28 protein-coding genes and 1 riboswitch are annotated in these 26,136 nt (G+C 73.7%); of the genes, 10 read left to right on the top strand and 18 right to left on the bottom strand.

Going from position 1 to position 26,136, the window contains the following annotated elements; all coding sequences use genetic code 11:
• Window positions 1-80 precede the first annotated feature (80 nt).
• From AB0F56_RS08430 to AB0F56_RS08465, 8 genes are all read right to left on the bottom strand, one after another.
• Window positions 81-1,076, bottom strand: coding sequence for a hypothetical protein (locus AB0F56_RS08430; protein WP_362005620.1), 996 nt, complete (start codon window positions 1,074-1,076; stop codon window positions 81-83).
• Window positions 1,077-1,207: 131 nt separating this feature from the next.
• Entirely contained in the window at window positions 1,208-2,680 is a 1,473-nt protein-coding gene (locus AB0F56_RS08435; RefSeq protein WP_362005621.1) for an APC family permease, read from the bottom strand.
• A gap of 244 nt (window positions 2,681-2,924) precedes the next feature.
• On the bottom strand, window positions 2,925-4,886 hold the full coding sequence (locus AB0F56_RS08440) for an FUSC family protein (protein ID WP_362005624.1): 1,962 nt from the start codon (window positions 4,884-4,886) through the stop codon (window positions 2,925-2,927).
• Window positions 4,887-4,943: 57 nt separating this feature from the next.
• Entirely contained in the window at window positions 4,944-5,183 is a 240-nt protein-coding gene (locus AB0F56_RS08445; RefSeq protein ID WP_362006148.1) for a DUF2630 family protein, read from the bottom strand.
• A gap of 27 nt (window positions 5,184-5,210) precedes the next feature.
• Entirely contained in the window at window positions 5,211-6,230 is a 1,020-nt protein-coding gene (locus tag AB0F56_RS08450; protein ID WP_362005626.1) for an endonuclease/exonuclease/phosphatase family protein, read from the bottom strand.
• Window positions 6,231-6,234: 4 nt separating this feature from the next.
• Window positions 6,235-6,669, bottom strand: coding sequence for a hypothetical protein (locus AB0F56_RS08455; RefSeq protein ID WP_362005628.1), 435 nt, complete (start codon window positions 6,667-6,669; stop codon window positions 6,235-6,237).
• The gene (locus AB0F56_RS08460) at window positions 6,666-7,100 is read right to left on the bottom strand and encodes a hypothetical protein (protein WP_362005631.1); all 435 of its coding nucleotides are present in this window, start codon (window positions 7,098-7,100) and stop codon (window positions 6,666-6,668) included. The genes AB0F56_RS08455 and AB0F56_RS08460 overlap by 4 nt, the downstream gene beginning before the upstream one ends.
• 38 nt (window positions 7,101-7,138) lie before the next feature.
• On the bottom strand, window positions 7,139-7,930 hold the full coding sequence (locus AB0F56_RS08465) for an alpha/beta fold hydrolase (protein WP_362005634.1): 792 nt from the start codon (window positions 7,928-7,930) through the stop codon (window positions 7,139-7,141).
• 87 nt (window positions 7,931-8,017) lie between these two features.
• On the opposite strand from AB0F56_RS08465, the gene AB0F56_RS08470 reads away from it, so the two are divergent.
• The 5 genes from AB0F56_RS08470 to AB0F56_RS08490 all read left to right on the top strand — a co-directional run bounded on the left by AB0F56_RS08470 (window position 8,018) and on the right by AB0F56_RS08490 (window position 12,132).
• Entirely contained in the window at window positions 8,018-9,439 is a 1,422-nt protein-coding gene (locus AB0F56_RS08470; protein ID WP_362006150.1) for a PLP-dependent aminotransferase family protein, read from the top strand.
• Between the two features lie 80 nt (window positions 9,440-9,519).
• On the top strand, window positions 9,520-9,993 hold the full coding sequence (locus tag AB0F56_RS08475) for an Rrf2 family transcriptional regulator (protein ID WP_362006151.1): 474 nt from the start codon (window positions 9,520-9,522) through the stop codon (window positions 9,991-9,993).
• Window positions 9,994-10,042: 49 nt separating this feature from the next.
• Window positions 10,043-11,233, top strand: coding sequence for an MFS transporter (locus AB0F56_RS08480; protein ID WP_362005637.1), 1,191 nt, complete (start codon window positions 10,043-10,045; stop codon window positions 11,231-11,233).
• Window positions 11,230-11,676 carry a Rid family hydrolase gene (locus AB0F56_RS08485; protein WP_362005639.1) on the top strand — a complete coding sequence of 149 codons (447 nt, stop codon included), beginning with the start codon at window positions 11,230-11,232 and terminating at the stop codon, window positions 11,674-11,676. Before AB0F56_RS08480 ends, AB0F56_RS08485 begins: the two co-directional genes overlap by 4 nt.
• A gap of 75 nt (window positions 11,677-11,751) precedes the next feature.
• The gene (locus AB0F56_RS08490; RefSeq protein ID WP_362005642.1) at window positions 11,752-12,132 is read left to right on the top strand and encodes a hypothetical protein; all 381 of its coding nucleotides are present in this window, start codon (window positions 11,752-11,754) and stop codon (window positions 12,130-12,132) included.
• A 160-nt stretch (window positions 12,133-12,292) separates the two neighbouring features.
• On the opposite strand, the gene AB0F56_RS08495 is transcribed toward AB0F56_RS08490, so the two are convergent.
• Window positions 12,293-12,853 carry a hypothetical protein gene (locus AB0F56_RS08495; protein ID WP_362005645.1) on the bottom strand — a complete coding sequence of 187 codons (561 nt, stop codon included), beginning with the start codon at window positions 12,851-12,853 and terminating at the stop codon, window positions 12,293-12,295.
• Window positions 12,850-13,395 (bottom strand): hypothetical protein, encoded by a 546-nt coding sequence (locus AB0F56_RS08500; protein ID WP_362005646.1) that lies wholly within the window; start codon window positions 13,393-13,395, stop codon window positions 12,850-12,852. Before AB0F56_RS08500 ends, AB0F56_RS08495 begins: the two co-directional genes overlap by 4 nt.
• A 256-nt stretch (window positions 13,396-13,651) precedes the next feature.
• Between AB0F56_RS08500 and AB0F56_RS08505 the strand changes: the two genes are divergently transcribed.
• A complete protein-coding gene (locus tag AB0F56_RS08505; RefSeq protein WP_362005649.1) occupies window positions 13,652-14,620 on the top strand; it encodes an ATP-binding cassette domain-containing protein in 969 nt (322 codons plus the stop codon).
• The gene (locus AB0F56_RS08510; protein WP_362005652.1) at window positions 14,617-15,483 is read left to right on the top strand and encodes an ABC transporter permease; all 867 of its coding nucleotides are present in this window, start codon (window positions 14,617-14,619) and stop codon (window positions 15,481-15,483) included. Before AB0F56_RS08505 ends, AB0F56_RS08510 begins: the two co-directional genes overlap by 4 nt.
• 1 nt (window position 15,484) lies before the next feature.
• Here AB0F56_RS08510 and AB0F56_RS08515 read toward each other — a convergent pair whose 3' ends face one another.
• From AB0F56_RS08515 to AB0F56_RS08530, 4 genes are read right to left on the bottom strand one after another with little or no spacing between them, the layout of a single operon-like run.
• Window positions 15,485-15,856, bottom strand: coding sequence for a VOC family protein (locus tag AB0F56_RS08515; RefSeq protein WP_362005655.1), 372 nt, complete (start codon window positions 15,854-15,856; stop codon window positions 15,485-15,487).
• 46 nt (window positions 15,857-15,902) lie between these two features.
• Entirely contained in the window at window positions 15,903-16,325 is a 423-nt protein-coding gene (locus AB0F56_RS08520) for a universal stress protein (protein ID WP_362005658.1), read from the bottom strand.
• Between the two features lie 49 nt (window positions 16,326-16,374).
• Window positions 16,375-17,001 carry an FMN reductase gene (locus AB0F56_RS08525; protein ID WP_362005660.1) on the bottom strand — a complete coding sequence of 209 codons (627 nt, stop codon included), beginning with the start codon at window positions 16,999-17,001 and terminating at the stop codon, window positions 16,375-16,377.
• A gap of 3 nt (window positions 17,002-17,004) precedes the next feature.
• Window positions 17,005-18,105 (bottom strand): LLM class flavin-dependent oxidoreductase, encoded by a 1,101-nt coding sequence (locus AB0F56_RS08530; protein WP_362005662.1) that lies wholly within the window; start codon window positions 18,103-18,105, stop codon window positions 17,005-17,007.
• Window positions 18,106-18,305: 200 nt separating this feature from the next.
• Here AB0F56_RS08530 and cbiE point away from each other — a divergent pair, with 200 nt between their 5' ends.
• Window positions 18,306-19,556: a precorrin-6y C5,15-methyltransferase (decarboxylating) subunit CbiE gene (gene cbiE, locus AB0F56_RS08535; RefSeq protein WP_362005665.1), complete on the top strand. Its 1,251-nt coding sequence runs from the start codon at window positions 18,306-18,308 to the stop codon at window positions 19,554-19,556.
• Window positions 19,553-20,302, top strand: a complete 750-nt coding sequence (gene cobM / locus AB0F56_RS08540) for a precorrin-4 C(11)-methyltransferase (RefSeq protein ID WP_362005667.1) — start codon at window positions 19,553-19,555, stop codon at window positions 20,300-20,302. The genes cbiE and cobM overlap by 4 nt, the downstream gene beginning before the upstream one ends.
• A 208-nt stretch (window positions 20,303-20,510) precedes the next feature.
• Here cobM and AB0F56_RS08545 read toward each other — a convergent pair whose 3' ends face one another.
• Complete coding sequence (locus AB0F56_RS08545) at window positions 20,511-21,629, bottom strand: cobalt-precorrin-5B (C(1))-methyltransferase (protein WP_362005669.1); 1,119 nt, start codon at window positions 21,627-21,629, stop codon at window positions 20,511-20,513.
• 21 nt (window positions 21,630-21,650) lie between these two features.
• Between AB0F56_RS08545 and AB0F56_RS08550 the strand changes: the two genes are divergently transcribed.
• Window positions 21,651-22,436 carry a cobalt-precorrin-6A reductase gene (locus tag AB0F56_RS08550; protein WP_362005670.1) on the top strand — a complete coding sequence of 262 codons (786 nt, stop codon included), beginning with the start codon at window positions 21,651-21,653 and terminating at the stop codon, window positions 22,434-22,436.
• Between the two features lie 95 nt (window positions 22,437-22,531).
• Here the strand turns inward: AB0F56_RS08550 and AB0F56_RS08555 are convergent, their stop codons facing one another.
• Genes AB0F56_RS08555 through AB0F56_RS08565 form a run of 3 tightly spaced genes read right to left on the bottom strand, consistent with a single transcriptional unit; the run spans window position 22,532 to window position 25,931 of the window.
• Complete coding sequence (locus tag AB0F56_RS08555) at window positions 22,532-24,034, bottom strand: precorrin-2 C(20)-methyltransferase (protein WP_362005672.1); 1,503 nt, start codon at window positions 24,032-24,034, stop codon at window positions 22,532-22,534.
• The gene (locus tag AB0F56_RS08560; protein ID WP_362006154.1) at window positions 24,031-24,666 is read right to left on the bottom strand and encodes a precorrin-8X methylmutase; all 636 of its coding nucleotides are present in this window, start codon (window positions 24,664-24,666) and stop codon (window positions 24,031-24,033) included. The genes AB0F56_RS08555 and AB0F56_RS08560 overlap by 4 nt, the downstream gene beginning before the upstream one ends.
• 14 nt (window positions 24,667-24,680) lie before the next feature.
• Window positions 24,681-25,931: a cobalamin biosynthesis protein CobG gene (locus AB0F56_RS08565; RefSeq protein WP_362005674.1), complete on the bottom strand. Its 1,251-nt coding sequence runs from the start codon at window positions 25,929-25,931 to the stop codon at window positions 24,681-24,683.
• Between the two features lie 55 nt (window positions 25,932-25,986).
• Window positions 25,987-26,126, top strand: a riboswitch (cobalamin riboswitch).
• The last annotated feature ends 10 nt before the right edge of the window (window positions 26,127-26,136 follow it).

Here is a 26,136-nt window from a genome sequence, read left to right on the forward strand (position 1 = left end):
GTGAGTCAGTGAGTCAGTGAGTCAGTGGTGTGAGGGGTGGGGGTACGTCCCCGCCCCTCGCACCGCCCCTCGCACCGCCCTCACACCGCGCCCAGGCCCAAGCCCTCCCTGAACCGCGTGAACTGCTCCTCCGGCTCCCCCGTGTACGCCCACGGCACCCACGCCGCCCGCGTCCCGAGCATCCCGAGCACCTCCCGCGCCACCTCCACCTGGCCGGCATAACAGGCCGCGTGTGCCAGGTAGTTGAGGTCCGGCACCTCCTCCGGTGCCACCTCCGCGCACTGCTCCCGGCCGCCGATCCAGCGCTGGTGCGTGCGGCGCAGCTCGTCCACCGCCAGCTCGTGCTTCCAGTGCTGGTCGAACCCGCGCACCGGGCCCCGCCCCAGTGCGCCGTCCGCGATGTAGCGGTACTCCTCCACCCGCGCCACCTGCACCAGGACCGGCAGCGGCGAACCGGGCGGCGCCACGCCCGCCGCGTCCCGCGCGAAGTCGTACATCGCCCCGTGCGTGCCGTGCCAGCGCGCCGACAGGTACCGCATCACCTGCGCGTGACCCTCGGTGTTGTACGGGTCCCGGTGCCGCAACTCGTCGAACCACTGCCGCAGTTGGCGTCGCGTCACCCCGCCCTCGTACAGCCGCGCCACCGAGAGGAGCGACACCCACGGCATCGGGTCGGCCGGCGCCGCCTCCGCCGCCCGCAGGCACGCGTCGACCGTGGCGTCGACCCGCCCCCGGTCCACGACCGTGCCCCGACCGGCCGCGATCGCCGTGTCGAAGATCCGTACCACCTCGGTCGCCGCCCGCAACACCGCCGCGTCCGGGCTGTCCGGCTCGGCCGCCCGCCACGACTCGACCGCCGAACTGCCCGCCGCCGCGTGCGCGAGGAGCCGTACCCGGTGCGTCCGGCGCGCCCAGTCCTCGCCCGTCTCCCGCAGCAGGTCCCGTACGCCCTGCCAGCGGCCGATGACGATGTCGTGCCGCGCCACGGTCAGCGCCCGGTCGCCGAAGTCGGGGTCGAAGACGGGCGTGAAGCGTGTCGAGCGTGCCGAGCGCGCCGATCGGCGGAGTGCGGCCATCCAGGTCCTCCCTCGGAAGTCGGAAGAAGTCAGAAGCCAGGAATCGGGGGGCGGGAGTCAGGTGCCAGTAGTCAGTAGGCAGGAGGCGGAAGTCGGGGCTCGCGTTGCTTCGCCCCCGGAACTCCGTCGTGTCAGAAGTCCGTCGACAGCGACTCGTCCGCCCTGCGCGCCCTCGGTGTGCTCGGCGCGAAGGGTTCCGCCGCCGCCAGGGCGCGGGCCGCGTCGAGGCGGGCCGGGCGGTAGTACGCGCTGCCCCGGCGCCAGTACACGAGCATCGGCACAAGGCCCACCAGCAGGCCGCCGAGGCCCACCACCCGGGCCGTCGTGGACAGTTCGCCGAGGGACTCGACGAAGGCCCACAGCATGAACGCCGAGCCGAGCATCGGCCAGACGCCGCCGATCACGAAGTTCCGTACGGACGTCAGGAGCATCTTCCGGTACGCGACGACCGCCGCGAGGCCCGCGAGCGCGTAGTAGAACGCGATCAGAAGGCCGATCGCGGAGACCGCGTCCCGCAGGATCCGGCTCATCGAACCGGCGGCCGCCGCCGCGCAGAACATCAGCAGCGCGGCGCCGCCGACGGCGGCGATCGCGACCCACGGGGTGTTCCAGCGGGGGTGCACGGTGCCGAGCGCGGCCGGCATCGTGCGGTCGCGGCCCATCGCGAAGAGCGAGCGGGTCACCTGGATCAAGGTGGTCTCCAGGGTGGCGACCGTTGAGAGAAGAACTGCCACCACCAGCAGTTTTCCGCCTACGCCCGGCCAGATCTCCTGGCCCAGGACGGCGAGCACGTTCGCGCCGCCCTGCTGGATCTGGTCGGAGGTCAGGAGCACGTTGACCGCGATCGTGAACGCCTCGAAGAGCAGGAAGACCACGCCGACGCCGACGAGCGCCGCGAGTCCGGCCGTACGGCGGCTGTCGCGGGTCTCCTCGCTGAGGTTGCTGGTGACGTCCCAGCCCCAGTAGTAGAAGGCGGCGATCAGCGCGCCCGAGGCGAAGCCCGCCGGGCCGTCGAAGTGGCCGAAGCCGAGCCAGGACCAGTCGAACGCGGTCGCGTGCCCCCGGTGCACCAGGGCGGCCAGGATGAACGCGACGAGGATCAGCAGCTCGACGCCCGACATGAGCAGTTGGGCCCGTACGGTGAGCCGGGCGCCGCCCAGGACGACGAGCAGCATCATCACGAACCAGCCCGCGCCGACGGCGGCGGCGAGCGGGGTGTTGTCGGCGAGCGCGGGGTCGATCAGGGAGAGCGTCAGGGCCCCGGCGGGCAGCGAACCGGCCACCATGAAGACGGTCGCGGAGACGACGAGGGCCCAGCCGGAGAGGAAGCCGAGGAAGGGGTGGAGCGTACGGCCCACCCAGGAGTATCCGGCGCCCGCGTTGACGTCGATCCGGCCCAGGCGCGCGTAGGCGAGGACGATGCCGAGCATCGGGATCGCGCAGTACAGCAGCGCCGCGGGGCCCGCCAGGCCGACCGCGCCGAAGAGCACGGCCGTGGTGGCGGCCAGGGAGTAGGCGGGCGCACTGCCGGCGACGGCCATGACGATGGTGTCGAAGGTCCCGAGGACATTGGGCTGGAGCCCTCTGCCGGTGGTGGTGCGCATGGCGGATGTCCTTGGGGGGGCACGGGAGCGGTGCAGGACGAAGTGACCGTGCTCGTCGCGTGAGTTGTTCGCCGGTTCGGGCACGGATCAAGGTGAATCGAGCGCATCGTAGTCGCCCCGAGGGATTCCGGTAACGGCGGCATGGAGGGTTCCGTTCAGTGACCGCCGGTAAGGGCATCCGTGCGCCCCCGCAGGGGCGTTTGGGCCGATCTTGGAAGGGGAGGAGCGGCCGATCCCCTCCGGCTCACTGGCCCGCCGCGCGGGGCGTGGCAATGGCCCGGGCCGCGCTCACCTCCTGGCGCAGGGGCGCCAGCGCCCCCTCCTCGTCGCCGGTGAGTTCGGCCCGTACCTCCACCAGCACGTCCGTGCCGCGCAGTCCGTCCGCGAGCTCCCGCAACTGTTGCTCCACGGCTTCCACTTCCGCCGGTTCGGGCGGCGTCGCGCCGTGGTTCACGCGGACCCGGGCTGCGGTCGTCGCGTCGACGATCCGTTCCACGGCGACGACCAGCGGCCACCAGGCGGAGGCGACCGTGCCGGTCGGCGGCGGTTCGGTGAGGGCGCGCTGGAACTCGGAGCGTACGGCCGACAGATCGCGGTACAGCTTGCGCCGGGCCCGCACCCGGGCGCCCGGGTCCTCCTCCTCGGGCGCGCAGAACGCCTGCGCCACGTACGCGGCGGTGTCGGCGACCGAGTCGGCGAGCCGGTCGCCGATGCGGCTGTGCCAGGACTCGGGCCAGAGGAGGTAGCCGGCGATCAGGGCGATCCCGCAGCCGATGAGGGAGTCGTAGAGCCGGGGCAGGACCAGGTCGAAGCCCTGCTGGTTGAGGAGGTCGGAGAGCAGCAGGATGACCGGGGTGATCGCCGCGGTCTGGAAGGCGTACCCCTTCGCGGAGAAGGCGGGGATCAGCCCGGCGAGCACGAACATCACCGGCACGTCCCACCAGCCGCGCGGCACCTCGGCGAGCACGAGCGCGGCGGTGACGAGGCCGATCGCCGTACCGAACGCGCGCAGCACGGCGCGGGAGAAGACGGAGCCGAAGTCGGGCTTCATGACGAAGGTGACGGTGAGCGCGACCCAGTACGAGCGGGGTACGTCGATCAGCGAGACCAGCGCCTGGGCGAGGCCGATGCAGAGCGCGAGCCGCAGCCCGTACCGCCAGGAGGCCTCGGAGAACAGCACGCCCCGGGCGACCCGGCGGACCCGCACCCGCAGGGCGGCGGGGCGGCCGAGCCGGTCGTCCACGTTGTACGGGTTCGGCTCCGCGCTGTGGACGACGGTCGCCGCGTGGCGCAGGGCGTGGTCGACGGCCTTCTCGGCGGGCCGGGTCGCCTGGGGGAGGTCGAGGACGGGGGTGCCGGTGCGGCCCTCCTCGACGGCGTCGGCGAGGTCGCGCACGGCGGCCGGGATCGCGGGCGGCAGGGGGCGGTGGAAGCGGACGGCGGCGATGTGCGCGGCCGGGGCGGCCTCCACGAGCGGGATGACGGCGTTCAGCTGGGCGAGCAGCCGGACGAGGATCGGCGCGCGGCCGTGCTCGCGGGCGCGGCGGGCGAGGACGAGGTCGTACGCCTGGTTGAGCGCGGTGGTGACGGCCTGGCGCCGCTCCTCGTACGCGGATGTCGTCCCGGTGGCTTCGAGGACGTCGGCCACGGCCCGGTAGGTTCCCGCGACGGCCGTCCGCTCGGGGGCGAGGCCGCGCAGCGGCCAGCCGAGCAGGGTCAGGACGAGGACGACGCCCCCGCCGAGGGCCAGCAGGAGCGGCGGTTTCCACCAGGGCTCGGGCATCGGGAGCCCGGCGCCGACGACCGCGTTGAGGAGCAGGAGAAGGCCGGACACGGAGGCGACCGCGCCGATCGAGGAGATCATCCCGGAGACGAGCGCGATGAGCGTGAGCACGACGACGGCCGGCCAGCCGTAGCCGTACACGAGGCTGCCGAGGGTGACGCCGAGGGCGCCGAAGAGCTGGGGGACGGCGATGTTGTAGAACCGCATCCGGTACGCGTCGGCGGTGTCCCCGATGACCCCGGAGAGGGCGCCCATGGAGACCAGGGCCCCGTAGACGGGCTCGTCGACGGCGAGGCCCACGGCGAGCGGCGCGGACAGGGCGACGGAGGCACGGGCGACGGCGGCCCACGGAATCGGCGCGGGCGCGGGCCGCAGCCCTGCGGTGAGCCAGGTGGGCGGGGTGAGGCGTCCGGGGCGTGCCATGGGGTCACGGTACGCGGGCGGTGCGCGGGTTATGGGGGTTCGCCCCGAGTTGGGCCGTCAGTTGCGGTACCCCTCCACCTCCGCCGCCGGGCGTACGGCGGCCGTGTCCGGGTCCTCGCCGAACTCCGCCTTCGCGCGGCGCTGGCGCAACAGGTCCCACGCCTGGTCCAGTTGCACCTCCAGCTCGGCGAGGCGGGTCAGCTCCTCCGGGAGGAGGCCGCCCATCCGCTGCCGCAGCGCCCGCTCCTCCTCGACGAGGCTGCCGATGTTCGCCAGGATCTGCTGGTCGTCGTGCATGTGGTCCATACAGTCCAGCGTGGCCGATCAGCGGCCCGCATGCAGGTCGAGATCGGTCAGGACGGCCCGGTGGTCCGAGCCCCGCAGGTCCAGGAACCGGGCGCCGCGCACCCGGAAGTCGCCGCTGACCAGCACATGGTCGATCTGGACGTACGGCGGCAGGGCCAGCTCGCGCGGCCAGGTCGGGGTCCGGGCGGCGCCCGCGAGCCGGGCCGCGTCGTGGAGCCGGCCCGTGTCGAGGACGGCGCGGAAGGCGGCGTGGTCCTGGGAGGCGTTGAAGTCGCCGGCGAGGAGCACCGGGCCGCCCGCGCGGTGCGCCGCGCCCGCGAAGTCCGCCACCCGCCCGAGCTCGCGCTGCCACGCCTCGACCTGCCGGGGGATCGGCGGCAGCGGATGCGCGAGCCGCAGTTCGACGCTCCGGCCGCCGATCGTGGCGGTGGCGCCCGGCATGCCCATCGCGGCCGGGATCGGGGACCGGGCGGTCAGCGGGTACGCGCTGAGGATCACCGAGCCCGTCGAGCCCTCGCCCTCCACGACGGCCCGGTGCGGGAGAGCCGTCGAGAGGCTGGAGGTGAGGGTGGCGACGCAGGCGGGGTCGCACTCGGAGACGTAGACGAGCTGCGGCCGCTCCCGCCGGGCCGCCTCGACGAGCGCGTCCGTCGCCTCGCCGAACTCGACGTTCGCCGCGAGCACCCGCAGCCGCTCGACGACCGGGCCGCGCGCGGTCGTGGTGTCCGGGCCGTACGGGAGCGTGAACCAGGCGGTGACCAGGAGGACCAGCACCGACCAGGCGGCCAGGAGGCGGCGCCGGGCCGCCAGGGCGAGCAGGGCCGCGAGGGCGGCCGGGACGGTGAGCCAGGGCAGGAACGACAGCGCCTGCGGTACGGGGGTCAGGGCGTCGGTGTCGAGGAGCCGGCAGCCGGTGACCACCGTCGGCACGGCCACCAGCAGACCGGCGGCCCAGGCGGCGATGCGGCGCCTGGGCCGGGGGGTCGTCGGGGCGGGGTCGGGCACGGAGGACGGGTGAGCTGCCAGGAGTTGCTCCACTCCGTCAGTGTCGCAGCGCCTGGGCCACCTCGGCCGTCGTCGTGCCCGACAGGGTGCGGTTGCTGCGCGCCGTACCGGTCTTGGACTTCCCCGGCTCGACCCCGTCGATGTTCAGGACGACGGCGTCGAGCAGATTCCCGCCGCCGTCACGGAAGTTGACCATGACGGTGTAGTCGGCGTTCTTGTCCTGCGGGTTGGTCGCGGTGATCTCGGCCGTGGTCCGGTCGCCGTCCGTCTTGGTGGGGCCCGCCTTCACCTCTTCGGTGGCCTTCACCCCGTCCTTGACCTCGTTCATCTTCTCCTCGGCGGCCGAGGCCACGGCCGCCGTCGCCGAGGAGACGATGTCGCCCGCCTTCTGCTTGTCCTCCTCGGTGCAGCCGGTGACGGCCAGGGCGAGGAGGACGGCGGCGGTGGCGGCGATCGCCCGCGTACGGGTCACACCCGGTCCTTGCCGAAGGAGGTGTCGTCCGTGGCCAGGGCCCAGATCACGAAGATCGAGATGGCCATGGAGAACAGCGCCCACCACGGGTGGTACGGCAGGAACATGAACTGGGCGATGACGTTCAGGGAGGCCAGGGTGATGCCGCCCACCCGCCCCCACTCGGAGCCCTTGAGGATTCCGGCGCCGGCGGCGGCGACGAGGATGCCGAGGATCAGATGGACCCAGCCCCAGCCGGTCAGGTCCCACTTGAAGACGTAGTCGCCGACGCGCTGGTAGACGTCGTCCTCGGCGATGGCGGCGATGCCCTGGAGGATGTCCAGGACACCGATGACCAGCATGAGGACACCGGCGAACATGGTGCCGCCGGATGCCCAGGACGAGCTGGTACCGGTGTTCTGGCTGCGGGGAGGTGCGGTGTTCTGGCTCATGGGCTCATCGTCCGGGCGCCCTCCCGCGAGCGACCTGTTCAGTTGGGCCGAACGGGTGAAGCGAGGAACGTCGCGAGCGCCGCGTCGAACTCTTCCGGCCGCTCCAGATTCGGCATGTGCGCCGCCCGCTCGACGACCACGAGCGTGGAGTGCGGCAGCGCCGCGTGCATCGCCTCCGCGTCCGCGACCGGCGTGAACGCGTCGTCCCGGCCGACCACGACGAGGGCCGGTACGGCGACGGTGGTGAGCAGCGCGCGGTAGTCGGGGCGCTCGGCGCGGCCGCGCAAGGCCGCCGCCGCGCCCTCCGGGTCGGTGGAGAGCATCATCCGGTGGACATGGGGCGCGGCGTGCGTGTTGTACGGGGCGACCATCCGGTCCAGGACCTCGTCCGCGTACCCCCGCATGCCCTCCCGGACGAGCCGCTCGGCCATGGCGTACCGGCCGGCCCTGCCCTCCTCGGTCTCGGCGGCGGGGAAGGTGTCGGCGAGGACCAGGCTCCGGATCCGGCCGGGGAAGAGGCGGTAGCACTCCATGACGATCTGGCCGCCCATGGAGAGCCCGCCGAGGACGAACTCCTCGACGCCCAGGTGGTCCAGGAGCGCGGCGAGGTCGCCGGCGAAGACGGAGAGCGGGGTGGTGCCGGGGACGACGGTGGTGGCGCCGTAGCCGCGCAGGTCGGGGGCGACGACCCGGTGCGTGGCCGCGAAGCGGTCGATCTGGTGCCGCCACATCGAGCGGTCGAAGGGATGGCCGTGGACCAGGACGAGCGCGGGGCCCGTGCCTCGGTCCTCGTAGCCGATCGTGAGTCCGTTGATCTCTGCGGAAGGCATGGTCGGAGGCTAGGCAGCGGCTTCCGCTCGGTGCAATGAGATCCTTTGCTCTCGGTGCAATGAGCCAACTGCGTGGGAGGCATACCGGTGGAGGAGTACCGGCGGATCGCCGATCTGTTCGCGCGGCGGATCGCGGACGGGCGGTTGCGCCCCGGCGACCGGCTGCCCCCGCAGCGGGTGCTCGCGCGCCGCCACCGGATCGCCAACTCCACGGCGATCCGGGTGTACGGAGAGCTCGCGCGGCGCGGTCTGGTCGTCGGCGAGGTGGGGCGCGGGACGTTCGTACGGGCGGCTCCGCCGCCGCCGGGCGCCGCGCTCGCGCTCGCCGAGGCGACCGGGGACGCGCCGGTCGACCTCCAGCTCAACTACCCGGTGGCGGAAGGCCAGTCGGAGCTGATGGCGCGGGCGCTCACGGCGCTCGCCCGCGCCGACGTCCTGGGCGAGCAGACGAGCCGTCCCGCGGCGGCCACCGGCACGGCGGAGGCCCGGGCCGCCGCCGCGCGGGTCCTCGCCCGGCCGGGCTGGGCGCCGGACCCCGAACGGGTGCTCTTCGCGGGCAACGGCCGCCAGGCCATCGCGGCGGCGCTCTCCGCGCTCGTGCCGCCGGGCGGCGCGCTCGGCATCGAGGCGTTGACATATCCGCTGGTCATGACGGTGGCGGAGCGGCTCGGGGTACGGCTCGTGCCGATCGGGCTCGACGGGGAGGGGATGCGCCCGGACGCCCTCGCGGCGGCCCACCGCGCGGGCCCGCTCTCCGCCGTGTACGTCCAGCCGACCCTGCACAACCCGCTCTCCCTGACGGCGAGTCCGGGGCGACGGGCCGAACTGGCGGACGTCCTGCGGGAGTCGGGGCTCACGGCGATCGAGGACACCACCTGGGCCTTCCTCGTCCCGGACGCCCCCGCGCCGCTCGCCGCACACGCCCCGGAGCGGGTGGTGCTCGTGGACAGCCTCTCCAAGCGCCTCGCGCCCGGGCTCACCGTCGGCCACCTGGTCGCGCCGGAGGGCCCGGGCTCCTCGGTATCGGTCGAGGAGCTCGCGCGGGCGCTGCGCTCGGGCGCGTGGACGGCGGGCGGGCTCGCGCTCGCGGCGGCGACCCGGTGGGCGGCGGACGGCACGGTCGACGCGCTCGTGGCGGCGAAGCGCGGGGACGCGGCGGCCCGGCACGCGCTGGTCCGGCGGCACTTGGGCGCGTACCGGATCCGTACCTCGCCGCACGCCTACTACTGCTGGTGGGAGCTGCCGCCGCCCTGGCGCGCGGAGACCTTCACGGCCGCGGCGGCGGAGCGGGGCATCGCCCTGACCCCGGGCCCGTCGTTCGCGGTGGACGGGCGCGGCGGTGGAGGCGGAGGCAGACCGACCTCGCGGCGCGGGCTGGCGCGAGGCGCGGCGGACGCGGTCCGCGTGGGCCTCGCGTCGCCGCCGCTTCCGATCCTGGCGGGGGCGCTCGCGCGCCTTGCCGAGCTGGTGGAGCGGGGTCCGGACGGGAGCGGGCCGCGGCGCGCGTGAGCGGGGATCGATCCGGCTTGCGGCACGACCCATTCGGGTTGCGGGAAGGATCCTGGACATCTAGTATCCAGGATATGAGGATGAACGAGGGCGTCGAGTGGGCGCTGCACAGCTGTCTCAACCTCGCCTGGATCGGGCCGGACCGGGCGGTGACGGCGGCGCGTCTCGCCGCGTACCACGAGCTGCCCGCGGCCTATCTCAACAAGCAGCTCCAGGCGCTCACCCGGGCCGGCATCCTCAGCTCCACCTCCGGGCCCAAGGGCGGCTTCCGGCTGGCGCGACCGCTGGACCGGATCACCCTGATGGACGTCGTCACGGCGATCGAGGGCCCGGACGAGGCGTTCCGCTGCGGCGAGATCCGGCAACAGGGCCCGGGCGCGGGCCCGGCGGACACGTACGCCGCCGAGTGCGCGATCGCGGGCGCGATGGGCGCGGCGGAGCTTGCCTGGCGCCGCGAACTGGCGGCCCGCACGCTGGACGACGTACGGCAACAGGCGGAACGCCAGGCGCCGTCGGCCCAGGACCGCATCCGCCGCTGGTTCGCGAACGTCTGAGATTCGAGCCGACGCCTGGGCGCCGGCCTCTTCGAGGGGGTTATTCTGGATGTTGGATATCCAGGTTAAGGGGGATGGCCGCCGGGCCCGGTCCGGGCGGCTCCGGGTCGGGGCGGTCACGCTCGGCATCTTCACCGTCATGACGGCGGAGCTGCTGCCCGTCGGCCTGCTCACACCGGTCGCGGCCGACCTCGGGGTCTCCGCCGGTACGGCGGGCCTCATGGTGACCGTCCCGGGACTCGTGGCGGCCGCATCCGCCCCGTTGATCGCCCAGCGCGCCGCCGGGGCCGACCGGCGGACCGTCCTGGTCCTGCTGATGGCCCTGGTGGCCGTCGCGAGCCTGGGGACCGCCCTCGCCGGGCACATCGCGCCCGTGCTCGTCGCGCGCGCCCTGCTCGGGGTCGCCATCGGCGGCTTCTGGGCCCTCGCGGGCGCCCTCGCGCCCCGGCTCGTGCCGGCCGCCGGGGTGGGCCGGGCCACGGCCGTGATCTTCGGCGGGGTCTCGGCCGCCTCCGTGCTCGGCGTACCGGCTGCCACGGCGGTGGCGGAAGGGACCGGCTGGCGAGGGGCGTTCGCCGGGGTGGGGGTGGTGGCCTTGGCGGCGACGGGAGCACTGGCGACGCTGCTGCCCGCCCTGCCGGGGAGCCGAAGGGCACGCGCCCCGAGGCTGTGGGACCTGCCGCGCCGTCACGCGCGGGTCCGCCTCGGCCTGCTGCTCACCCTCCTCCTCGTCACCGGGCACTTCCTCGCGTACTCCTTCGTACGGCCCGTCCTCGTCGAACACGCCCACGTGCCCGAGCGGTTCGTCGGGCCGCTCCTCCTCGGCTACGGGGCCGCGGGAGTCGCCGGGAACTTCCTCACCGGCCCCCGGGCCGCCCGCTCCCCGCTCCGTACCCTCGCCGCCCTCGGCGCGGGGCTGACCCTCGCGCTCCTCACCCTCGCCCTCGTGGGCGGTACGCCCCCGGCCGGCGCGGCCCTGCTGATCCTGTGGGGGCTCGCGTACGGCGGGGTCTCCGTCGGGCTGCAGTCCTGGTTCATGGCCGTCGCCGCGCCCGAGGACGTGGAGAACGCGACCGGTCTCTACGTCAGCGTCTTCTGCCTCTCCCTCGCGCTCGGCGCCCTCCTCGGCGGGCTGATCACCGACGCGACCACGTACACCGCGGTCCTCTCCACGGGCGCCGCGCTCACCCTGGCCGCCTGCCTGACGGCCGTACTCTCCGGAAGGAAGCACACCCCATGAGCACCGAGACCCACGCCGCCACGACCACCACCCCGGCCACCGACCGGCGCACCATCACCAACCCCGGGACCCTCCACGACCCGTCCCCCTTCGGCTACAGCCACGCCGTCTCCGCGCCCGGCGAACTCGTCTTCATCGGCGGCCAGTACGCCTCCGACGCGACCGGCTCCCCCGTCCCCGGGGACTTCGCCGCCCAGGTCGAGCTGGCGTTCACCAACCTCCGGCTCGCCCTCGAAGGCGCCGGGCTCGGCTTCGAGCACGTCGTGCGCCTCGGCTCGTACATCGTCGATCACGACCTCGCGAAGCTGGAGGTGCTCGGCAAGGCGCTGCACGGCGCGTTCGGCGAGCGGCTGCCCGCGCAGACGCTCAGCGGAGTCGCCGTGCTCGCGCTGCCCGGGATGCTCTTCGAGATCGACGCGGTCGCGGTGCGGCCGGTGAGCTGAGCCGTCCGGTTGCGGGGGCGGGCGCTCCGGGTGTGCCCTTGAGGGTGAGGGGGCGAGAACGAAGGAGCGCCTGCCATGGCCGCACACGCAGCGGTACCGACGCGACGGCAGTTCAGCACCCACGGCCTGGTCCTGCCCACGACGCTGGGCCTCGCCTACGGCATCTACGCCGCCGCGATCCAGCGCTCCGGAGGCGTCATCACCTGGGGCCAGGTCCTGCTCGGGGTGGTCTCGGGACTCGTCCTCGCCGGCGGGGTGTACGCGGTGCGGCAGTGGGGCCACGTCCTGCCCCGCGAACTGCACGCGGCGGCCTGGGCCGTGCTCGCGGGCTGCGCGGTCGGCTTCCTGTTCAGCCTCTCCGACGCGAGCATCCTGTCCGGGGTGATCCTCGGCCTGATCGTGGCGGCGGGCACCCTCGTCACCGCGTTCTACCTCCTCTACACGCACGAGCCCTAGGCTGGCCCCGCTGCCGGCGAGCAGTGGGGCCGTGCCGCGGTAGCCCCTGACGGGGCGCTTGCAGGGGCGGCCTCAGCTGGTCGCCAGGTTCCAGGTGGGCCCGTTCGGGCTGTCGAGCCAGACACGCTGCGCTTCCTCGTTGATGGTCACGCCGTAGCGGTCAGGAGTGGGCCTCCCGGATTCGGTGAAGACCTCGTATGCCTTCTCCAGGTGTGACCACAGGGCTCGGGGGCCTGCCTCTGCGACGGTGCCGTCGGCGGCGAGGCTGGCGATCGAGCCGTCGACGGCCCATACGCGGGCGCCGATCGGGTGTCGATCGTCGTCCAGGTCGTACTGCCAGACGAGGCCGGGCTCGATGATGCTCGCCGGGGAACAGTTGCCCGTCGACGACGGCTACGCGGATCTCGTCGGCCTTGTCGGTGATCTCGCGCTGGAAGAGATGGGCGGTGAGGGCGATGCGCGGGTCGGTCAGCTGCTCGGTGGGCACGCGGCGGGTGTAGAGCTGGCCGCGTTTGCCGTCCTCGGTGTGGACGATGCCGCCGAGGACCTTGGTGATGATGTGGCCTCCGACGTACTCGGCGAACGGGGCGACGTCGGCGGGATCGTTGGTGATCAGGGTCTCGGGGACGTGGAGCCCGGATTCCACCGCGGCTGCTCGTGTGATCGAGAACGCACGAAGCGCCCCCTCCGTCGAGCGACGAGCAGGGGCTTCGCCGTTCATGGAAGCGGGCGTTGACGGCGTCGTTGGGAGTACGCCACCGCCACCGCGGCGAGCAGCGGGGCCCAGGCCATCAGCGGCAGGTAGCAGACGAGGAACAGGCCCTGCTGGAACGCCCCCACCGTGTGGACGCCCTCCGCGTCCGCACCGAGCCCCGCGACCGCCACGTACGTGAACCAGCCCGTCAGTGCGAAGAGCCCGGCCGCCCCGCCCAGTGCGGCGGCGGTCGCGCCGCGCCGGGAGACCGGCCGCCCGCCGAGGAACGGCAGGCGGCGCGGGTACACCTCGCCCCAGGAGCGGACCAGGCCGAGCGTCAGGAAGGCGAGCAGCTCGGCGACGACGGTCAGCACGATCTGGAAGACGTTCTGCCCGAGCGTCGGGTCGTCGACGGTGGCGACCGGCAGGCCCAGGGTCAGGGCGATCCGCCAGAGCCCCGAGGGCAGGACGAGCAGCGGTACGGCGTGGGCGGCGAGCGCGGCCCAGCGGGGTACGTCGGGCAGCGCGTCGATCTTCGGCAGCGGGAGGGTCGTCGGCGAGAGCGTCATGGGCGTCAGCGTGGCGTGAGGGCGCCACCCCGGGCGTCGCCCCGACGGCCGGGGTGCCTCCGCCGCGCGGCGGAGACACCCTCCTTCACCCGCCTCTCGCCAGGGCCGAAGCGCTCGCCCCGGTCATCCCCGTACTCCCCCTCGCCGCGACGCACACGCGTTCCCCCTGGCATCCCGGCGGCAACCGTCGGAGACTGGTCGGAGCGGGCCCGCACCCGGCAAGCGGCCCCGCACCCGGCAGCGGGAGGGACAGCGCATGACCGACCTCGCCATCGAGACCGAGGGCCTGGTCAAGGTCTTCGGCACGAACCGTGCCGTCGACGGGATCGACCTGCGCGTACCGGCCGGCACGGTCTACGGCGTCCTCGGCCCCAACGGCGCCGGCAAGACCACGGCCGTCAAGATGCTCGCGACCCTGCTGCGCCCCGACGACGGCCGGGCCCGCGTCTTCGGCCACGACGTCGTCCAAGACGCCGACACCGTCCGCGGGCGCGTCAGCCTCACCGGCCAGTACGCCTCCGTCGACGAGGACCTCACCGGCACCGAGAACCTCGTCCTGCTCGGCAGGCTCCTCGGCCACACCCGCCCCGTCGCCCGCGAACGCTCCGCGCAGCTGCTGGAGGCGTTCGGGCTCGCGGAGGCGGCCGACAAGCAGATCAAGAACTACTCGGGCGGCATGCGGCGCCGTATCGACATCGCCGCGTCCATCCTCAACACCCCCGACCTGCTCTTCCTCGACGAACCGACCACCGGCCTCGACCCGCGCTCCCGCAACCAGGTCTGGGACATCGTCCGCGCCGTGGTCGCCCAGGGCACCACGGTCCTGCTCACCACCCAGTACCTGGACGAGGCGGACCAGCTGGCCTCCCGCATCGCCGTCATCGACCACGGCAAGGTCATCGCGGAGGGCACGAAGGGCGAGCTGAAGGCGTCCGTCGGCTCCGGCTCGGTGCACGTGCGGCTCCGGGACCCCGAGCAGCGCCCGGAGGCCGAGCGGGTCCTCCGGGAGGCCCTCAAGGCCACCGTGCAACTCGACGCCGACCCGGTCGCGCTCACCGCCACCGTGAACGGCCACGGCACGGACCTGGGCGCCGCCGAGCAGGCCGCCCGGGCCCTGTCGGAGCTGGCGCGGGCGGGCATCACGGTCGACAACTTCGGGCTCGGCCAGCCCAGCCTCGACGAGGTGTTCCTGGCGCTGACGGACACGAAAGGAACGGCGGCATGACCACCGTCACCACCGGCAAGGACACGCAAGGCCCCGACACCCTCGACTTCGTCGCCCCGAAGGCGGACGAACTCGCGGCGCTGCTCGTCGGGCAGACCCGCCCGCCGCGCCCGAGCGCGCTCTCCGCGTCGCTGACCTTCGGCTGGCGGGCCATGCTGAAGATCAAGCACGTGCCGGAGCAGCTGTTCGACGTGACGGCGTTCCCGATCATGATGGTGCTGATGTACACGTACCTCTTCGGGGGCGCGCTGGCCGGCTCGGTCTCGGCGTACATCCAGTTCCTGCTGCCGGGCATCCTCGTGATGAGCGTCGTGATGATCACGATGTACACCGGTGTCTCGGTCAACACGGACATCGAGAAGGGCGTCTTCGACCGCTTCCGTACGCTGCCGATCTGGCGGCCCGCGCCGATGGTCGGCTATCTCCTCGGCGACGTGGTGCGCTATCTGATCGCCTCGGTGGTGATGCTCTCCGTCGGCATGATCATCGGCTACCGCGCGGAGGGCGGCGTGGTCGGCGTGCTGCTCGGGGTCGCGCTGCTCGTGATCTTCTCGTTCGCGTTCTCGTGGATCTGGACCATGTTCGGGCTGCTGCTGCGCAGCGAGAAGTCGGTCATGGGCGTCAGCATGATGGTGATCTTCCCGCTGACGTTCCTGTCCAACGTCTTCGTCGACCCGAAGACGATGCCCGGCTGGCTGCAGGCCTTCGTGAACAACAGCCCGGTGTCGCATCTGGCTTCGGCGGTACGGGAGTTGATGGCCGGGAACTGGCCGGCGGCGGACATCGCCTGGTCGCTGGGGTGGTCGGCGCTGCTCGTGGTGGTCTTCGGCGCGATCACGATGCGGCTCTACAACCGCAAGTGAGCTACTTCTGGCGCGGGGTGGTCTGCTGGACCGCCCAGCGGTTGCCGTCCGGGTCGGCGAAGTAGACGAAGGAGCCCCACGGCTGGTCGTCGATCGGGCTGACCTCGATGCCCCGCTCGGTGAGGTCGGCGTGGGCCTCTTCGATGTCGGTGACGACGACCTGCATGTTGTCGAGGGAGCCCGGCGCCATCTCCGTGATGCCCTTGCCGAAGGCGATCGAGCAGGCCGATCCCGGCGGGGTCATCTGGACGAAGCGGATGTCGTCGCTGACCGGGATGTCGTGGTCGGCGTTGAACCCCACCTGCTCGTAGAAGGCCTTGGCCCGGTCGATGTCGGTGACGGGTACGCCGATCAGTTCCAGCTTGATGTCCATGACGGCATCATGCGCCAGCCGGGTGCGTGGCGCGCGGCAAACCGGGTCAGTCGCCGCGGACCACGACCACCGGACACGGCGCGTGCTGGGTCACCCGGGTGGAGACCGAGCCCAGGACCGCCGCCTTGAACCCCGCGTGACCGCGGTCGCCGACGACCAGCAGCGACGCGCCCTCGGCCTGGTCGACCAGGGCCTGGGCCGGGTTGCCGCCGACGACCGTGCGGGTGACGGCGGCGGCGGCCTCCGGGGTCAGCGCCCCGGACAGGGCCTCGTCCAGGATCTGATGCGCGAGCTGTTCCGGGTCGAAGTCCGGCGGCACCCCGGGCGCCGCCGACCAGGACGCCGGGTACTCCCAGCCGATGACCGCCTGGAGGGAGTCCCCGGTGAGGGCGGCCTGCCCGGCCGCCCACTTCAGCGCCTTCAGCGAGGGCTCCGAACCGTCCACACCCACCACGATCCTGCCGGCCATGTCGCTCTCCGTTCGTTGCACGGCGCATCCGCCCCAACGTAAGAGAGGATCAATCCAGGCGCAGGTCGGCGAGCTGCCGTTCGAAGGGGACGACCTCGTCGTCGTCCGCGTCCCCGGCCGGGCCCCGGGCCGCGACCAGGTCGGCGAGTTCGTGCCCGGCGCGGGCGATCCGGGACGGCAGGCCGTCCGTCCACTCGTCGCCGCCGGAACCCCAGTCCTCCGAGGCCGCGTAGACGGCCGTCGGGACGACGAGGGCCCGCAGATAGGCGAAGAGCGGGCGCAGCGCGTGGTCGAGGACGAGGGAGTGCCGGGCGGTGCCGCCGGTCGCGCCGACGAGGACGGGCTTGCCGGTGAGCGCGGCCGGGTCGATCAGGTCGAAGAAGGACTTGAACAGACCGCTGTACGAGGCGGTGAAGACGGGGGTCACCGCGATCACCCCGTCGGCGCCGGTCACCGCGTCGAGCGCCTCCTGGAGCTGCCCCGAGGGGAAGCCGGTCACGAAGTTCTTCGCGATGTCGACGGCGAGGTCGCGCAGTTCGACCACCTGGACCTCGACGACGTACTCCTGCTCGATCAGCCGCTGCTCAGCCGCCTTGGCGAGGCGGTCGGCGAGCAGCCGGGTGGAGGAGGGCGCGCTGAGTCCGGCGGACACGGCGACCAGCTTCAGGGTCTGCATGGGTCAGGCCTCCTGCTGCTTCTGCTGCTGCGACTGCTTCTGCTGTACGGCGGGGTGGAGCGGGGCGGTCTCCGGGACACCGGCGGGCCGCAGGTTGGCGAACTCCTTGCGGAGCACCGGGACGACTTCCTCGCCGAGGAGGTCGAGCTGCTCCAGGACGGTCTTCAGGGGCAGGCCGGCGTGGTCGACCAGGAAGAGCTGGCGCTGGTAGTCGCCCACGTACTCCCGGAAGGACAGGGTGCGTTCGATGACCTCCTGCGGGGAGCCGACGGTCAGCGGCGTCTCGCGGGTGAACTCCTCCAGGGAGGGGCCGTGGCCGTAGACCGGCGCGTTGTCGAAGTACGGGCGGAACTCCCGTACGGCGTCCTGGGAGTTCTTGCGCATGAAGATCTGGCCGCCGAGGCCGACGATGGCCTGCTCGGGGGTGCCGTGGCCGTAGTGCGCGTACCGCTGGCGGTAGAGGCGGACCATCTTCTCGGTGTGCTGCTTGGGCCAGAAGATGTGGTTCGCGAAGAAGCCGTCGCCGTAGTACGCGGCCTGCTCGGCGATCTCGGGGGAGCGGATGGAGCCGTGCCAGACGAACGGCGGGACGCCGTCGAGCGGGCGGGGCGTGGCGGTGAAGCCCTGGAGGGCGGTACGGAACTTGCCCTCCCAGTCGACCACGTCCTCCCTCCACAGCCTGTGGAGGAGCGCGTAGTTCTCGATGGCGAGCGGGATGCCCTGGCGGATGTCCTGCCCGAACCACGGGTAGACGGGGCCGGTGTTGCCGCGGCCCATCATCAGGTCCACGCGGCCGTCGGCGAGGTGCTGGAGGGTGGCGTAGTCCTCGGCGATCTTCACCGGGTCGTTGGTGGTGATCAGCGTGGTGGACGTGGAGAGGGTCAGGTTCTCGGTCCGCGCGGCGATGTGCCCGAGGAGAGTGGTCGGGGAGGACGGCACGAAGGGCGGGTTGTGGTGCTCTCCGGTCGCGAAGACGTCGAGCCCGACCTCTTCGGCCTTGAGCGCGATGGCGACGGTGTTCTTGATCCGCTCGTGCTCGGTCTGGGTGCGGCCGGTGGTGGGGTCGGTCGTCACGTCGCCGACGGTGAAGATCCCGAACTGCATCGTGCTCACCTCTCGCTGGGGCGCTTCTGTGGGCTGTTGGTTGAATCTTAAACCATCATGTCGAACCATGCACCCGGGTCGCGTATTCCGCGGGGTTCCTGGCCGCCTCCACCGTACCGGATAGCTATCCGCATACCTGGGCCGTCGGGGCCCGCGGGGGCCCGCAGGGGCTCGCCGGGGCTCCCGTAGAGTTCGCCGACGTGAGCACCGTTCCCCCAGCCCCACCGGCCGCGATATCGGTCGTCGGGATCGGCGCGGACGGCTGGGACGGCCTTCCCGCACGGTCCCGCCGCGCCCTCGGCGCCGCCGAGGTCCTGATCGGCGGCCCCCGCCAGCTCGATCTGCTGCCCGCCGCCGAGTGCCCAGGTGAGCGGGTCGCCTGGCCCTCGCCGCTGCGGCCCGCCGTGCCGGGCCTCCTCGCCGCCCACGAGGGCCGCTCCGTGGCCGTTCTGGCGAGCGGGGACCCGACGTTCTACGGGATCGGGCGCACGCTCGCCGAGACGGTGGGCGCCGAGCGCCTGCACGTCCTGCCGCACCCCTCCTCCGTCTCGTACGCCTGCGCCCGCCTGGGCTGGGCCGGGGAGGCCGTGGAGACCGTCTCGCTGGTGGGCCGGCCCCTCGCCGGGCTCTCCGCCGCCCTGCACGACGGCCGCCGGCTCCTCGTGCTCAGCGCGGACGGCTCGACTCCGGCGCAGGTCGCGGGGTTGCTGCGGGAGAAGGGCTTCGGGGGGACCCGGATGCGGGTCCTGGAGCAGCTGGGCGCGGACCGCGAGCGGACGGTCGAGGCCACGGCCGAGACCTGGCCGCAGGCGGGCCCGGTGGACCCCCTGAACGTGATCGCCCTCGACCTCGTCCGTTCCCCCGGGGCGCTGCGGCTCGGCGCCGTACCCGGTCTGCCGGACGAGGCGTACGAGCACGACGGCCAGCTCACCAAGCGGTACGTCCGCGCGGCGACGCTCGCCGCGCTCGCGCCCGCGCCCGGGGAGCTGCTCTGGGACATCGGCGGCGGCTCGGGCTCGATCGGCATCGAGTGGATGCGTACGGACCGTTCCTGCCGGGCGGTGGCGGTGGAGAAGGACCCGGTGAGGGCGGAGCGCATCGCGCGCAACGCCGCCGCGCTCGGCGTTCCGGCGCTCGGTGTCGTCACGGCGGCGGCCCCGGAGGGTCTCGCCGACCTCCCGACCCCGGACGCGATCTTCATCGGCGGCGGCCTGACGGCCCCCGGCCTGCTCGACGCCTGCTGGGCGGCGCTGCCGGCGGGCGGGAGGCTGGTCGCGAACACCGTGACGCTGGAGTCCGAGGCGCTGCTCGCGCGGTGGTACGGCGAACACGGCGGGGAGCTGGTCAGGCTGGCCGTCGCGCAGGCCGTCCCGGTGGGCGGTTTCACCGGCTGGCGGCAGGCGATGCCGGTCACGCAGTGGTCCGTAACGAAAGCAGGAGCTGGAGCATGACCGTCTACTTCATCGGTGCGGGCCCGGGTGCGGCCGACCTGATCACGCTGCGGGGCGCCCGCACGCTGGCGTCCTGCGGGGTGTGCCTGTACGCGGGCTCCCTGGTGCCGCGCGAGCTGCTCGCCGAGTGCCCGCCGGACGCGCGCCTGGTGGACACGGCGGACCTGGACCTGGACCGGATCGAGGCGGAGTTCGTCCGCGCCCACGAGGCGGGCCAGGACGTGGCGCGGCTGCACTCGGGCGACCCGTCCGTCTTCAGCGCGGTGGCGGAGCAGATGCGACGCCTGGACGCGCTGGACATCCCGTACGAGGTCGTGCCGGGCGTCCCGGCCTTCGCGGCGGCCGCGGCCGCGCTCAAGCGCGAGCTGACGGTCCCGACGGTCGGCCAGACGGTGATCCTCACCCGGATCGCCCAGCAGGCGACCCCGATGCCGGAGGGCGAGGACCTGGCGACCCTCGGCCGCAGCGGCGCCCTGCTCGTCCTCCACCTGGCGGCCCGCTACGTCGACCGGGTCGTCGCCGAACTGGAGCCGCACTACGGCACGGACTGCCCGGCCGCGGTCGTGGCGATGGCCAGCCGCCCGGACGAGGTCGTGCTGCGGGGCACCCTGGCGGACATCGCGGAGCAGACGAAGGCGGCGGGGATCACGAAGACGGCGGTGATCCTGGTCGGCCGCACCCTCGCGGCCTCCCAGTTCCGCGACAGCCACCTCTACGACCCGTCCCGCGACCGCCACACCTGCTGACGGGCCGGAGGCCGGGCCCCTCTCGGGGACCCGGCCTCCGTCACACCTCCACGGGGCGGCTCAGGCGTTGGGCCGCTTGCCGTGGTTCGCCTTCTTCTTCTTGCGCGCCCGCTTCTTGTTGCCACGCTTGGCCATGGGACTCCCTCTCGATAGGGGTTCTCTGCCCTGGCAAGCCTAGGGTCGGGACGATGGGGGCGCATGCCGGATGCTACGGCCCCGCCTGGCCGGAGCGGCCCACGACCGTGCCCGCGCGGTCGATGCAGACGATGTCGACCGTGACCGGGGCGCCGCGGAGGACCGCGAGGGCCTCGTCGCGGGAGCGCGTGGCCACCAGGTCGCCCAGGGGGACGCCGGCGGCTTCGCAGAGGCGGAGGGCCGCGAGGCCGGTGTTGGCGGCGGCGATCTCCTCGGCCAGGGCGTCGGACGCGCCGCCCGTGCGGGCCAGGTCGGCGAGGAAGGACTTGTCGACCTGGGAGCGGGCGGAGTGGAGGTCCAGGTGGCCCGCGGCCAGCTTGGAGAGCTTGGCGAAGCCGCCGCAGATCGTGAGGCGGTCGACCGGGTGGCGGCGGATGTACTTCAGGACCGCGCCCGCGAAGTCGCCCATGTCGAGCAGGGCGATCTCCGGGAGGTCGTAGAGCGTCGCCACCGTCTTCTCCGAGGTGGAGCCGGTGCAGCCCGCCACGTGGGTCAAGCCCGCCGCGCGCGCCACGTCCACGCCCCGGCGGATCGAGTCGATCCACGCCGAGCACGAGTACGGGACGACCACGCCCGTCGTGCCCAGGATGGACAGGCCGCCCAGGATCCCGATCCGCGGGTTCCACGTGGAGCGTGCGATCTCCTCGCCGTGGTCGACGGAGACCGTGATCTCCACGTCGCCGCCGCCCCCGTGCGCGGCCGCCACCTCCGCCACGTGCTCGCGCATCATCTGGCGCGGGACCGGGTTGATCGCAGGCTCGCCGACCTCCAGGGGCAGGCCCGGCAGGGTGACCGTACCGACGCCGGGACCGGCCTTGAAGACGACGCCGGAGCCGGCCGGGAGGAGCCGTACCGTCGAGCGGATCAGCGCGCCGTGCGTGACGTCCGGGTCGTCGCCCGCGTCCTTCACGACCGCCGCCATCGCCGCGCCGCCGGACAACTCCTCCGCCGCGAGCGCGAACGCGGGCCGCTGGCCCTTCGGCAGCGTGATCGTCACCGGGTCGGGGAAGTCGCCGGTCAGCAGCGCCGTGTACGCGGCCGTCGTCGCCGCCGTCGCGCAGGCACCGGTCGTCCAGCCCGGCCGCAGACCGGTGTGCTTGAGTTGGGCGTCACGCCCGCCGCCCGCACTCACGAAGGGACTCCCGTGGTTCCCGTGCACGTACTCATTCTCGGCGGGACCAGCGAGGCCCGCGCCCTCGCCGAGCGCCTGCACGGCACGGACGGCGGCACGGTACGGGTCACCAGCTCGCTCGCCGGACGCGTCGCCGCGCCCCGGCTGCCCGCCGGGGAGGTCCGGATCGGCGGCTTCGGCGGCGTCGAGGGGCTCGTGGAGTGGGTGCGCGCGCACGCCGTGGACGCGGTCATCGACGCCACCCATCCTTTCGCCGAGCGGATCAGCTTCAACGCGGCCCGGGCGGCCGCCACCGCCCATGTTCCCCTGCTGGCCCTCCGCCGCCCCGGCTGGGTCCCGGAGTCCGGCGACGACTGGCACCCGGTCGGCTCCCTGCCGGAGGCGGCCCGCGCCCTGGACGGCCTCGGGGAAAGGGTCTTCCTGACGACCGGGCGCATGGGCCTCGCCTCCTTCGCGGACTGCCCGCAGTGGTTCCTCGTCCGCTCGGTCGACGCCCCCGAACCCCCGATGCCCGCCCGCACCGAAGTCCTCCTGGACCGGGGCCCGTTCACCCTCGAAGGCGAGCGCGACCTGTTGGCCCGGCACCGTATCGACGTCCTCGTCACCAAGGACAGCGGCGCCACCGCCACCGCCCCCAAACTCCAGGCCGCCCGCGAGGCCGGCATCCCGGTGATCGTCGTCCGCCGCCCACCCGCCCCGGAGGGCGTGGAAACGGCCGCCTCCGTGGCGGAGGCGGCCGCCTGGGCGCGGGGGCTCGGCCCGCGCGGCGCTGCTCACACGAACGGGCTCGGCACGTTCACGCCTTGAGCGGCGCGCACCGGTCGACGTGCAGCCCCAGGCCGCTCGCTCCCGGTTCGGCGAGGAAGCCGCCGCCCTCGCCCGCCCGGCCTCGGCGGTCCCCGTCACGCCTCCGGGTAGCGCCGGGGCGTCCACGTGATCGTGCGGCCGTCGCCGCGCTCGACCGCGCGCGTCTGCGAGGAGCCGATCAGCAGCAGCGTGCGCATGTCGACCTCGCTCGGCTCCAGGTCCTTCAGGGTCATCACCCGCACCGACTGCTCCGGCCCGCCGACGTCCCGCGCCACGACCACCGGCGTCTCCGGCGCACGCAGTTCGAGCAGCAGCTCGCGGGCCGCCGCCACCTGGTGCGTACGGGACTTGGAGCCCGGGTTGTAGAGCGCCAGGACCAGGTCCGCCTCGGCCGCCGCGCGCAGCCGGGCCGCGATGACCTCCCAGGGCTTGAGCCGGTCGGAGAGCGAGATGGTCGCGTAGTCGTGGCCGAGCGGGGCACCCGCCGCGGCGGCCGCCGCGTTCGCGGCCGTCACACCCGGCAGGACCCGTACCGGCACATCCGCGTAGGCGGGGTCGGACGCCACCTCCAGGACCGCCGTCGCCATGGCGAAGACACCGGGGTCGCCGCCCGAGACGACCGCGACCCGCCGCCCGCGCCGCGCCAGGTCGAGGGCGAACTCGGCCCGCTCGGACTCGACCTTGTTGTCGGAGCCGTGCCGGCGCTGCCCGGGGCGCAGCGCCGGGACCCGGTCGAGGTACGTGGTGTAGCCGACGAGGTCGTCGGCGTTGACGAGAGCGCCGCGCGACTCCGGCGTCAGCCAGGGCGCGCCCGCGGGGCCGGTGCCGACGACGACGACCTCGCCCCGCTCGCGTACCGGCGAGGCCTGGTCGATACGGGAGGGCAGCACGGCCACCGAGAAGTACGGGACCGTCTCCGGGTCCACGTCCGCCAGGATCTCCGTCCGCTCGCCCGCCATGAACGCCCGCTCCACGTACCGCGCGTCCTCCAGGCGGCCCGCCCGCTCCAGGGCGCGCCGCACGGTCGGGAACGTCCGGCCGAGCTTCATCACGACCGCCGAGTCGGTGCCCGCGAGCCGGGCCGTCAGCTCGTCCTCGGGCAGCGTGCCGGGGATGATCGTCAGGACCTCCTCCGCCTCGCACAGCGGCTCCCCGAGCCGGGCGGCAGCCGCGCTGACCGAGGTGACACCGGGGATGACGGTCGTGTCGTAGCGGTCCGCGAGCCGCTTGTGCATGTGCTGGTACGAGCCGTAGAAGAGCGGGTCGCCCTCCGCGAGCACGGCGACCGTGCGACCGGCGTCCAGGTGGGCGGCGAGCCGGGCGGCGGCCTCCGCGTAGAAGTCGTCGAGGGCGCCCCGGTAGCCGCCGGGGTGGTCCGTGGTCTCGACCGTGAGCGGGTACATCAGCCGCTCCTCGATCTGGTCGGCACGGATGTGCTCGGCCGCTATCGAGCGCGCGATGGACCGGCCGTGCCGGGCCGAGTGGTACGCGATCACGTCGGCGCCCGCGATGGCCCTGACGGCCGCGAGCGTGAGCAGCTCCGGGTCGCCGGGCCCGAGGCCGACCCCGTACAGCTTGCCGGTCGTGGACCCGCTCATGCCTGGATCTCCGCTTCGTGGGCGAGGGCGTTGATCGCGGCGGCGGTCATGGCGCTGCCGCCGCGCCGGCCGCGTACGACGAGGTAGTCGAGGCCGAGAGTCTGGGCCGCCAGGGCCTCCTTGGACTCGGCGGCGCCGATGAACCCGACCGGGATGCCGAGGACGGCGGCGGGCTTGCCCGCGCCCTTGGCGACCATCTCCAGGAGGTGGAAGAGGGCGGTGGGCGCGTTGCCGATGGCGACGACGGAGCCTTCGAGGCGGTCGCGCCAGAGTTCGAGGGCGGCGGCGCTGCGGGTGGTGCCGAGTTCGGCGGCGAGCGCGGGCACGGACGGGTCGGAGAGCGTGCAGACGACCTCGTTGTCGGCGGGCAGCCGCTTGCGGGTGACGCCGCTGGCGACCATCTGCGCGTCGCACAGGATCGGCGCGCCGGCGCGCAGCGCGTCCCGGGCGCGGGTGACGACCTGCGGGGAGTGCGCGATGTCGCGGACGAGGTCGGTCATGCCGCAGGCGTGGATCATGCGGACGGCGACCTGGGCGACGTCGGCGGGCAGCCCCCCGAGGTCCGCCTCGGCGCGGATCGTGGCAAAGGACTGGCGGTAGATCTCCGCGCCGTCCTTCTCGTAGTCGAACATCCTGGTGCTCTCGCTCATCTCGTGGTTGCTGAGGGGACGCGGGCCGCCGCGACGGCTTCGGGGAGGTCGGTACGGAGGGTGGGGCGCCCGGCCACGAGGTACGCGCCCTCGCCGGTGGCGACGACGTCGACCCACGCGGGGGCCTGCGGGTGACCGCAGCGCCGCTCGCACCCGGAGAAGTGGACGGGGAGCCCCCGGTGGCCGGGAACGTCGCCCGGGACGGCGTCCGCGCGCACGTCGGCGAGGGACTTGGCGCAGCCGGGAAGCCCGGTGCAGGCGCCGACGCCGGCCCAGGGGGAGCGGGGGTCGGTGATGAGCCCGTACGCGTCGAGCTCGCCCAGCCGGCGCGCGACGGCGCCTTGGTCGGCGAGGCCGGTGACGACGGCCCCGCGCCAGGGGGTGAGCCGCACCTCGCCCCCGCTCGCGGCGAGCGCCCGCAGCTGGGCGGCGGTCAGCCGGCCGAGGGGCGCGAGGACGTGCAGGGCGTGCGGGCCGAGGGGGCCGGGGGTGACGGGTTCGCACTGTGGAAGCTCGACCGAGGACGCTTGGACCTCGATCCCGGCCCCCGCGAGGGCGGCCGCCGGCTCCGGCTCGTGCCCCTCCGGCAGCTCCCGCACCCGCCAGGCCCCGTTCCCGGCGGTCCGGGCGGCGTCCAGGAAGGCGCCGGCTGCGGCGAGCGCGGCCCGGGGCGCGTCGGCGGCGGGGACGCGGACGACCTGGTCGCCGACCCGCACCCGTACCGAACCCTCTCCTGCGATCAACGTCACATCTCCGCCGAGCCCGGCCACATCGCCGCGCCCGTCGTCCAGGACGAAGAGGAACCGGCCGGACAGGGCCGCCGTCCAGGGCCGTGCGCACAGCAGCGCGTCCAGCTCGCGGGCCCACAACTGCACGTCACCGTGGCCGAGTCCGTCGAGCCCGGCCGCCGGCGAGGCCACGATGTTCCGGACCCGCTCATGGGTCGGGGAGGGCAGCAGCCCGGCCTCCGAGAGCCGCTCGGCCAGCTCGCCCCCGCACCCTTCACCGAGCCCGCGCAGCTCCACGTTCCCTCGGGAGGTGACACTGACCCGTCCGTCGCCGAGATCTTCCGTGACCGACGCGAGCACGCCGACCTGACGTACCGTCAAAACCCCTGCGGGCAGCCGGAGTCGAGCGAGTCGCCCGTCGTCGGCGGCGTGCAGCCGAAGCGCCCCGGGGCAGGCGTCACCACGGTCCCGTACGGGCGGTTCGCCCGGGTTGGGTGTTGTGGGTGGGGTGGGCGGCATGGCGGCGAGCATACCCACGTCGTCAGCGGCCCAGACCCGGCCCCGAAGAGGCACGATCTACTATGCAGATCGGCATGGGGTCCCAGGACCCCGGGGAGGAAGCCCGGTGAGAATCCGGCGCGGTCCCGCCACTGTGAGCCAGGTTCCGGAAGGAGCCGGGTGAGTCAGGAACTCCTGCCGTCCACACGACCACCCGGGGCGCGGA

This window comes from Streptomyces sp. NPDC026092 (assembly GCF_040638605.1).
Taxonomy (GTDB): domain Bacteria; phylum Actinomycetota; class Actinomycetes; order Streptomycetales; family Streptomycetaceae; genus Streptomyces.

Coding starts and splice junctions, on each gene's coding strand:
- AB0F56_RS08485 (WP_362005639.1), top strand. CDS start 11,230: ATGAGCACCGAGACCCACGCCGCCACGACCACCACCCCGGCCACCGAC.
- AB0F56_RS08560 (WP_362006154.1), bottom strand. CDS start 24,666: ATGTTCGACTACGAGAAGGACGGCGCGGAGATCTACCGCCAGTCCTTT.
- AB0F56_RS08460 (WP_362005631.1), bottom strand. CDS start 7,100: ATGAGCCAGAACACCGCACCTCCCCGCAGCCAGAACACCGGTACCAGC.
- AB0F56_RS08565 (WP_362005674.1), bottom strand. CDS start 25,931: ATGCCGCCCACCCCACCCACAACACCCAACCCGGGCGAACCGCCCGTA.
- AB0F56_RS08430 (WP_362005620.1), bottom strand. CDS start 1,076: ATGGCCGCACTCCGCCGATCGGCGCGCTCGGCACGCTCGACACGCTTC.
- AB0F56_RS08530 (WP_362005662.1), bottom strand. CDS start 18,105: ATGCAGTTCGGGATCTTCACCGTCGGCGACGTGACGACCGACCCCACC.
- AB0F56_RS08480 (WP_362005637.1), top strand. CDS start 10,043: ATGTTGGATATCCAGGTTAAGGGGGATGGCCGCCGGGCCCGGTCCGGG.
- AB0F56_RS08505 (WP_362005649.1), top strand. CDS start 13,652: ATGACCGACCTCGCCATCGAGACCGAGGGCCTGGTCAAGGTCTTCGGC.
- cobM (WP_362005667.1), top strand. CDS start 19,553: ATGACCGTCTACTTCATCGGTGCGGGCCCGGGTGCGGCCGACCTGATC.
- AB0F56_RS08555 (WP_362005672.1), bottom strand. CDS start 24,034: ATGAGCGGGTCCACGACCGGCAAGCTGTACGGGGTCGGCCTCGGGCCC.
- AB0F56_RS08520 (WP_362005658.1), bottom strand. CDS start 16,325: ATGGCCGGCAGGATCGTGGTGGGTGTGGACGGTTCGGAGCCCTCGCTG.
- AB0F56_RS08440 (WP_362005624.1), bottom strand. CDS start 4,886: ATGGCACGCCCCGGACGCCTCACCCCGCCCACCTGGCTCACCGCAGGG.
- AB0F56_RS08495 (WP_362005645.1), bottom strand. CDS start 12,853: ATGAACGGCGAAGCCCCTGCTCGTCGCTCGACGGAGGGGGCGCTTCGT.
- AB0F56_RS08435 (WP_362005621.1), bottom strand. CDS start 2,680: ATGCGCACCACCACCGGCAGAGGGCTCCAGCCCAATGTCCTCGGGACC.
- AB0F56_RS08475 (WP_362006151.1), top strand. CDS start 9,520: ATGAACGAGGGCGTCGAGTGGGCGCTGCACAGCTGTCTCAACCTCGCC.
- AB0F56_RS08500 (WP_362005646.1), bottom strand. CDS start 13,395: ATGACGCTCTCGCCGACGACCCTCCCGCTGCCGAAGATCGACGCGCTG.
- AB0F56_RS08525 (WP_362005660.1), bottom strand. CDS start 17,001: ATGCAGACCCTGAAGCTGGTCGCCGTGTCCGCCGGACTCAGCGCGCCC.
- AB0F56_RS08490 (WP_362005642.1), top strand. CDS start 11,752: ATGGCCGCACACGCAGCGGTACCGACGCGACGGCAGTTCAGCACCCAC.
- AB0F56_RS08515 (WP_362005655.1), bottom strand. CDS start 15,856: ATGGACATCAAGCTGGAACTGATCGGCGTACCCGTCACCGACATCGAC.
- AB0F56_RS08445 (WP_362006148.1), bottom strand. CDS start 5,183: ATGCACGACGACCAGCAGATCCTGGCGAACATCGGCAGCCTCGTCGAG.
- AB0F56_RS08510 (WP_362005652.1), top strand. CDS start 14,617: ATGACCACCGTCACCACCGGCAAGGACACGCAAGGCCCCGACACCCTC.
- AB0F56_RS08465 (WP_362005634.1), bottom strand. CDS start 7,930: ATGCCTTCCGCAGAGATCAACGGACTCACGATCGGCTACGAGGACCGA.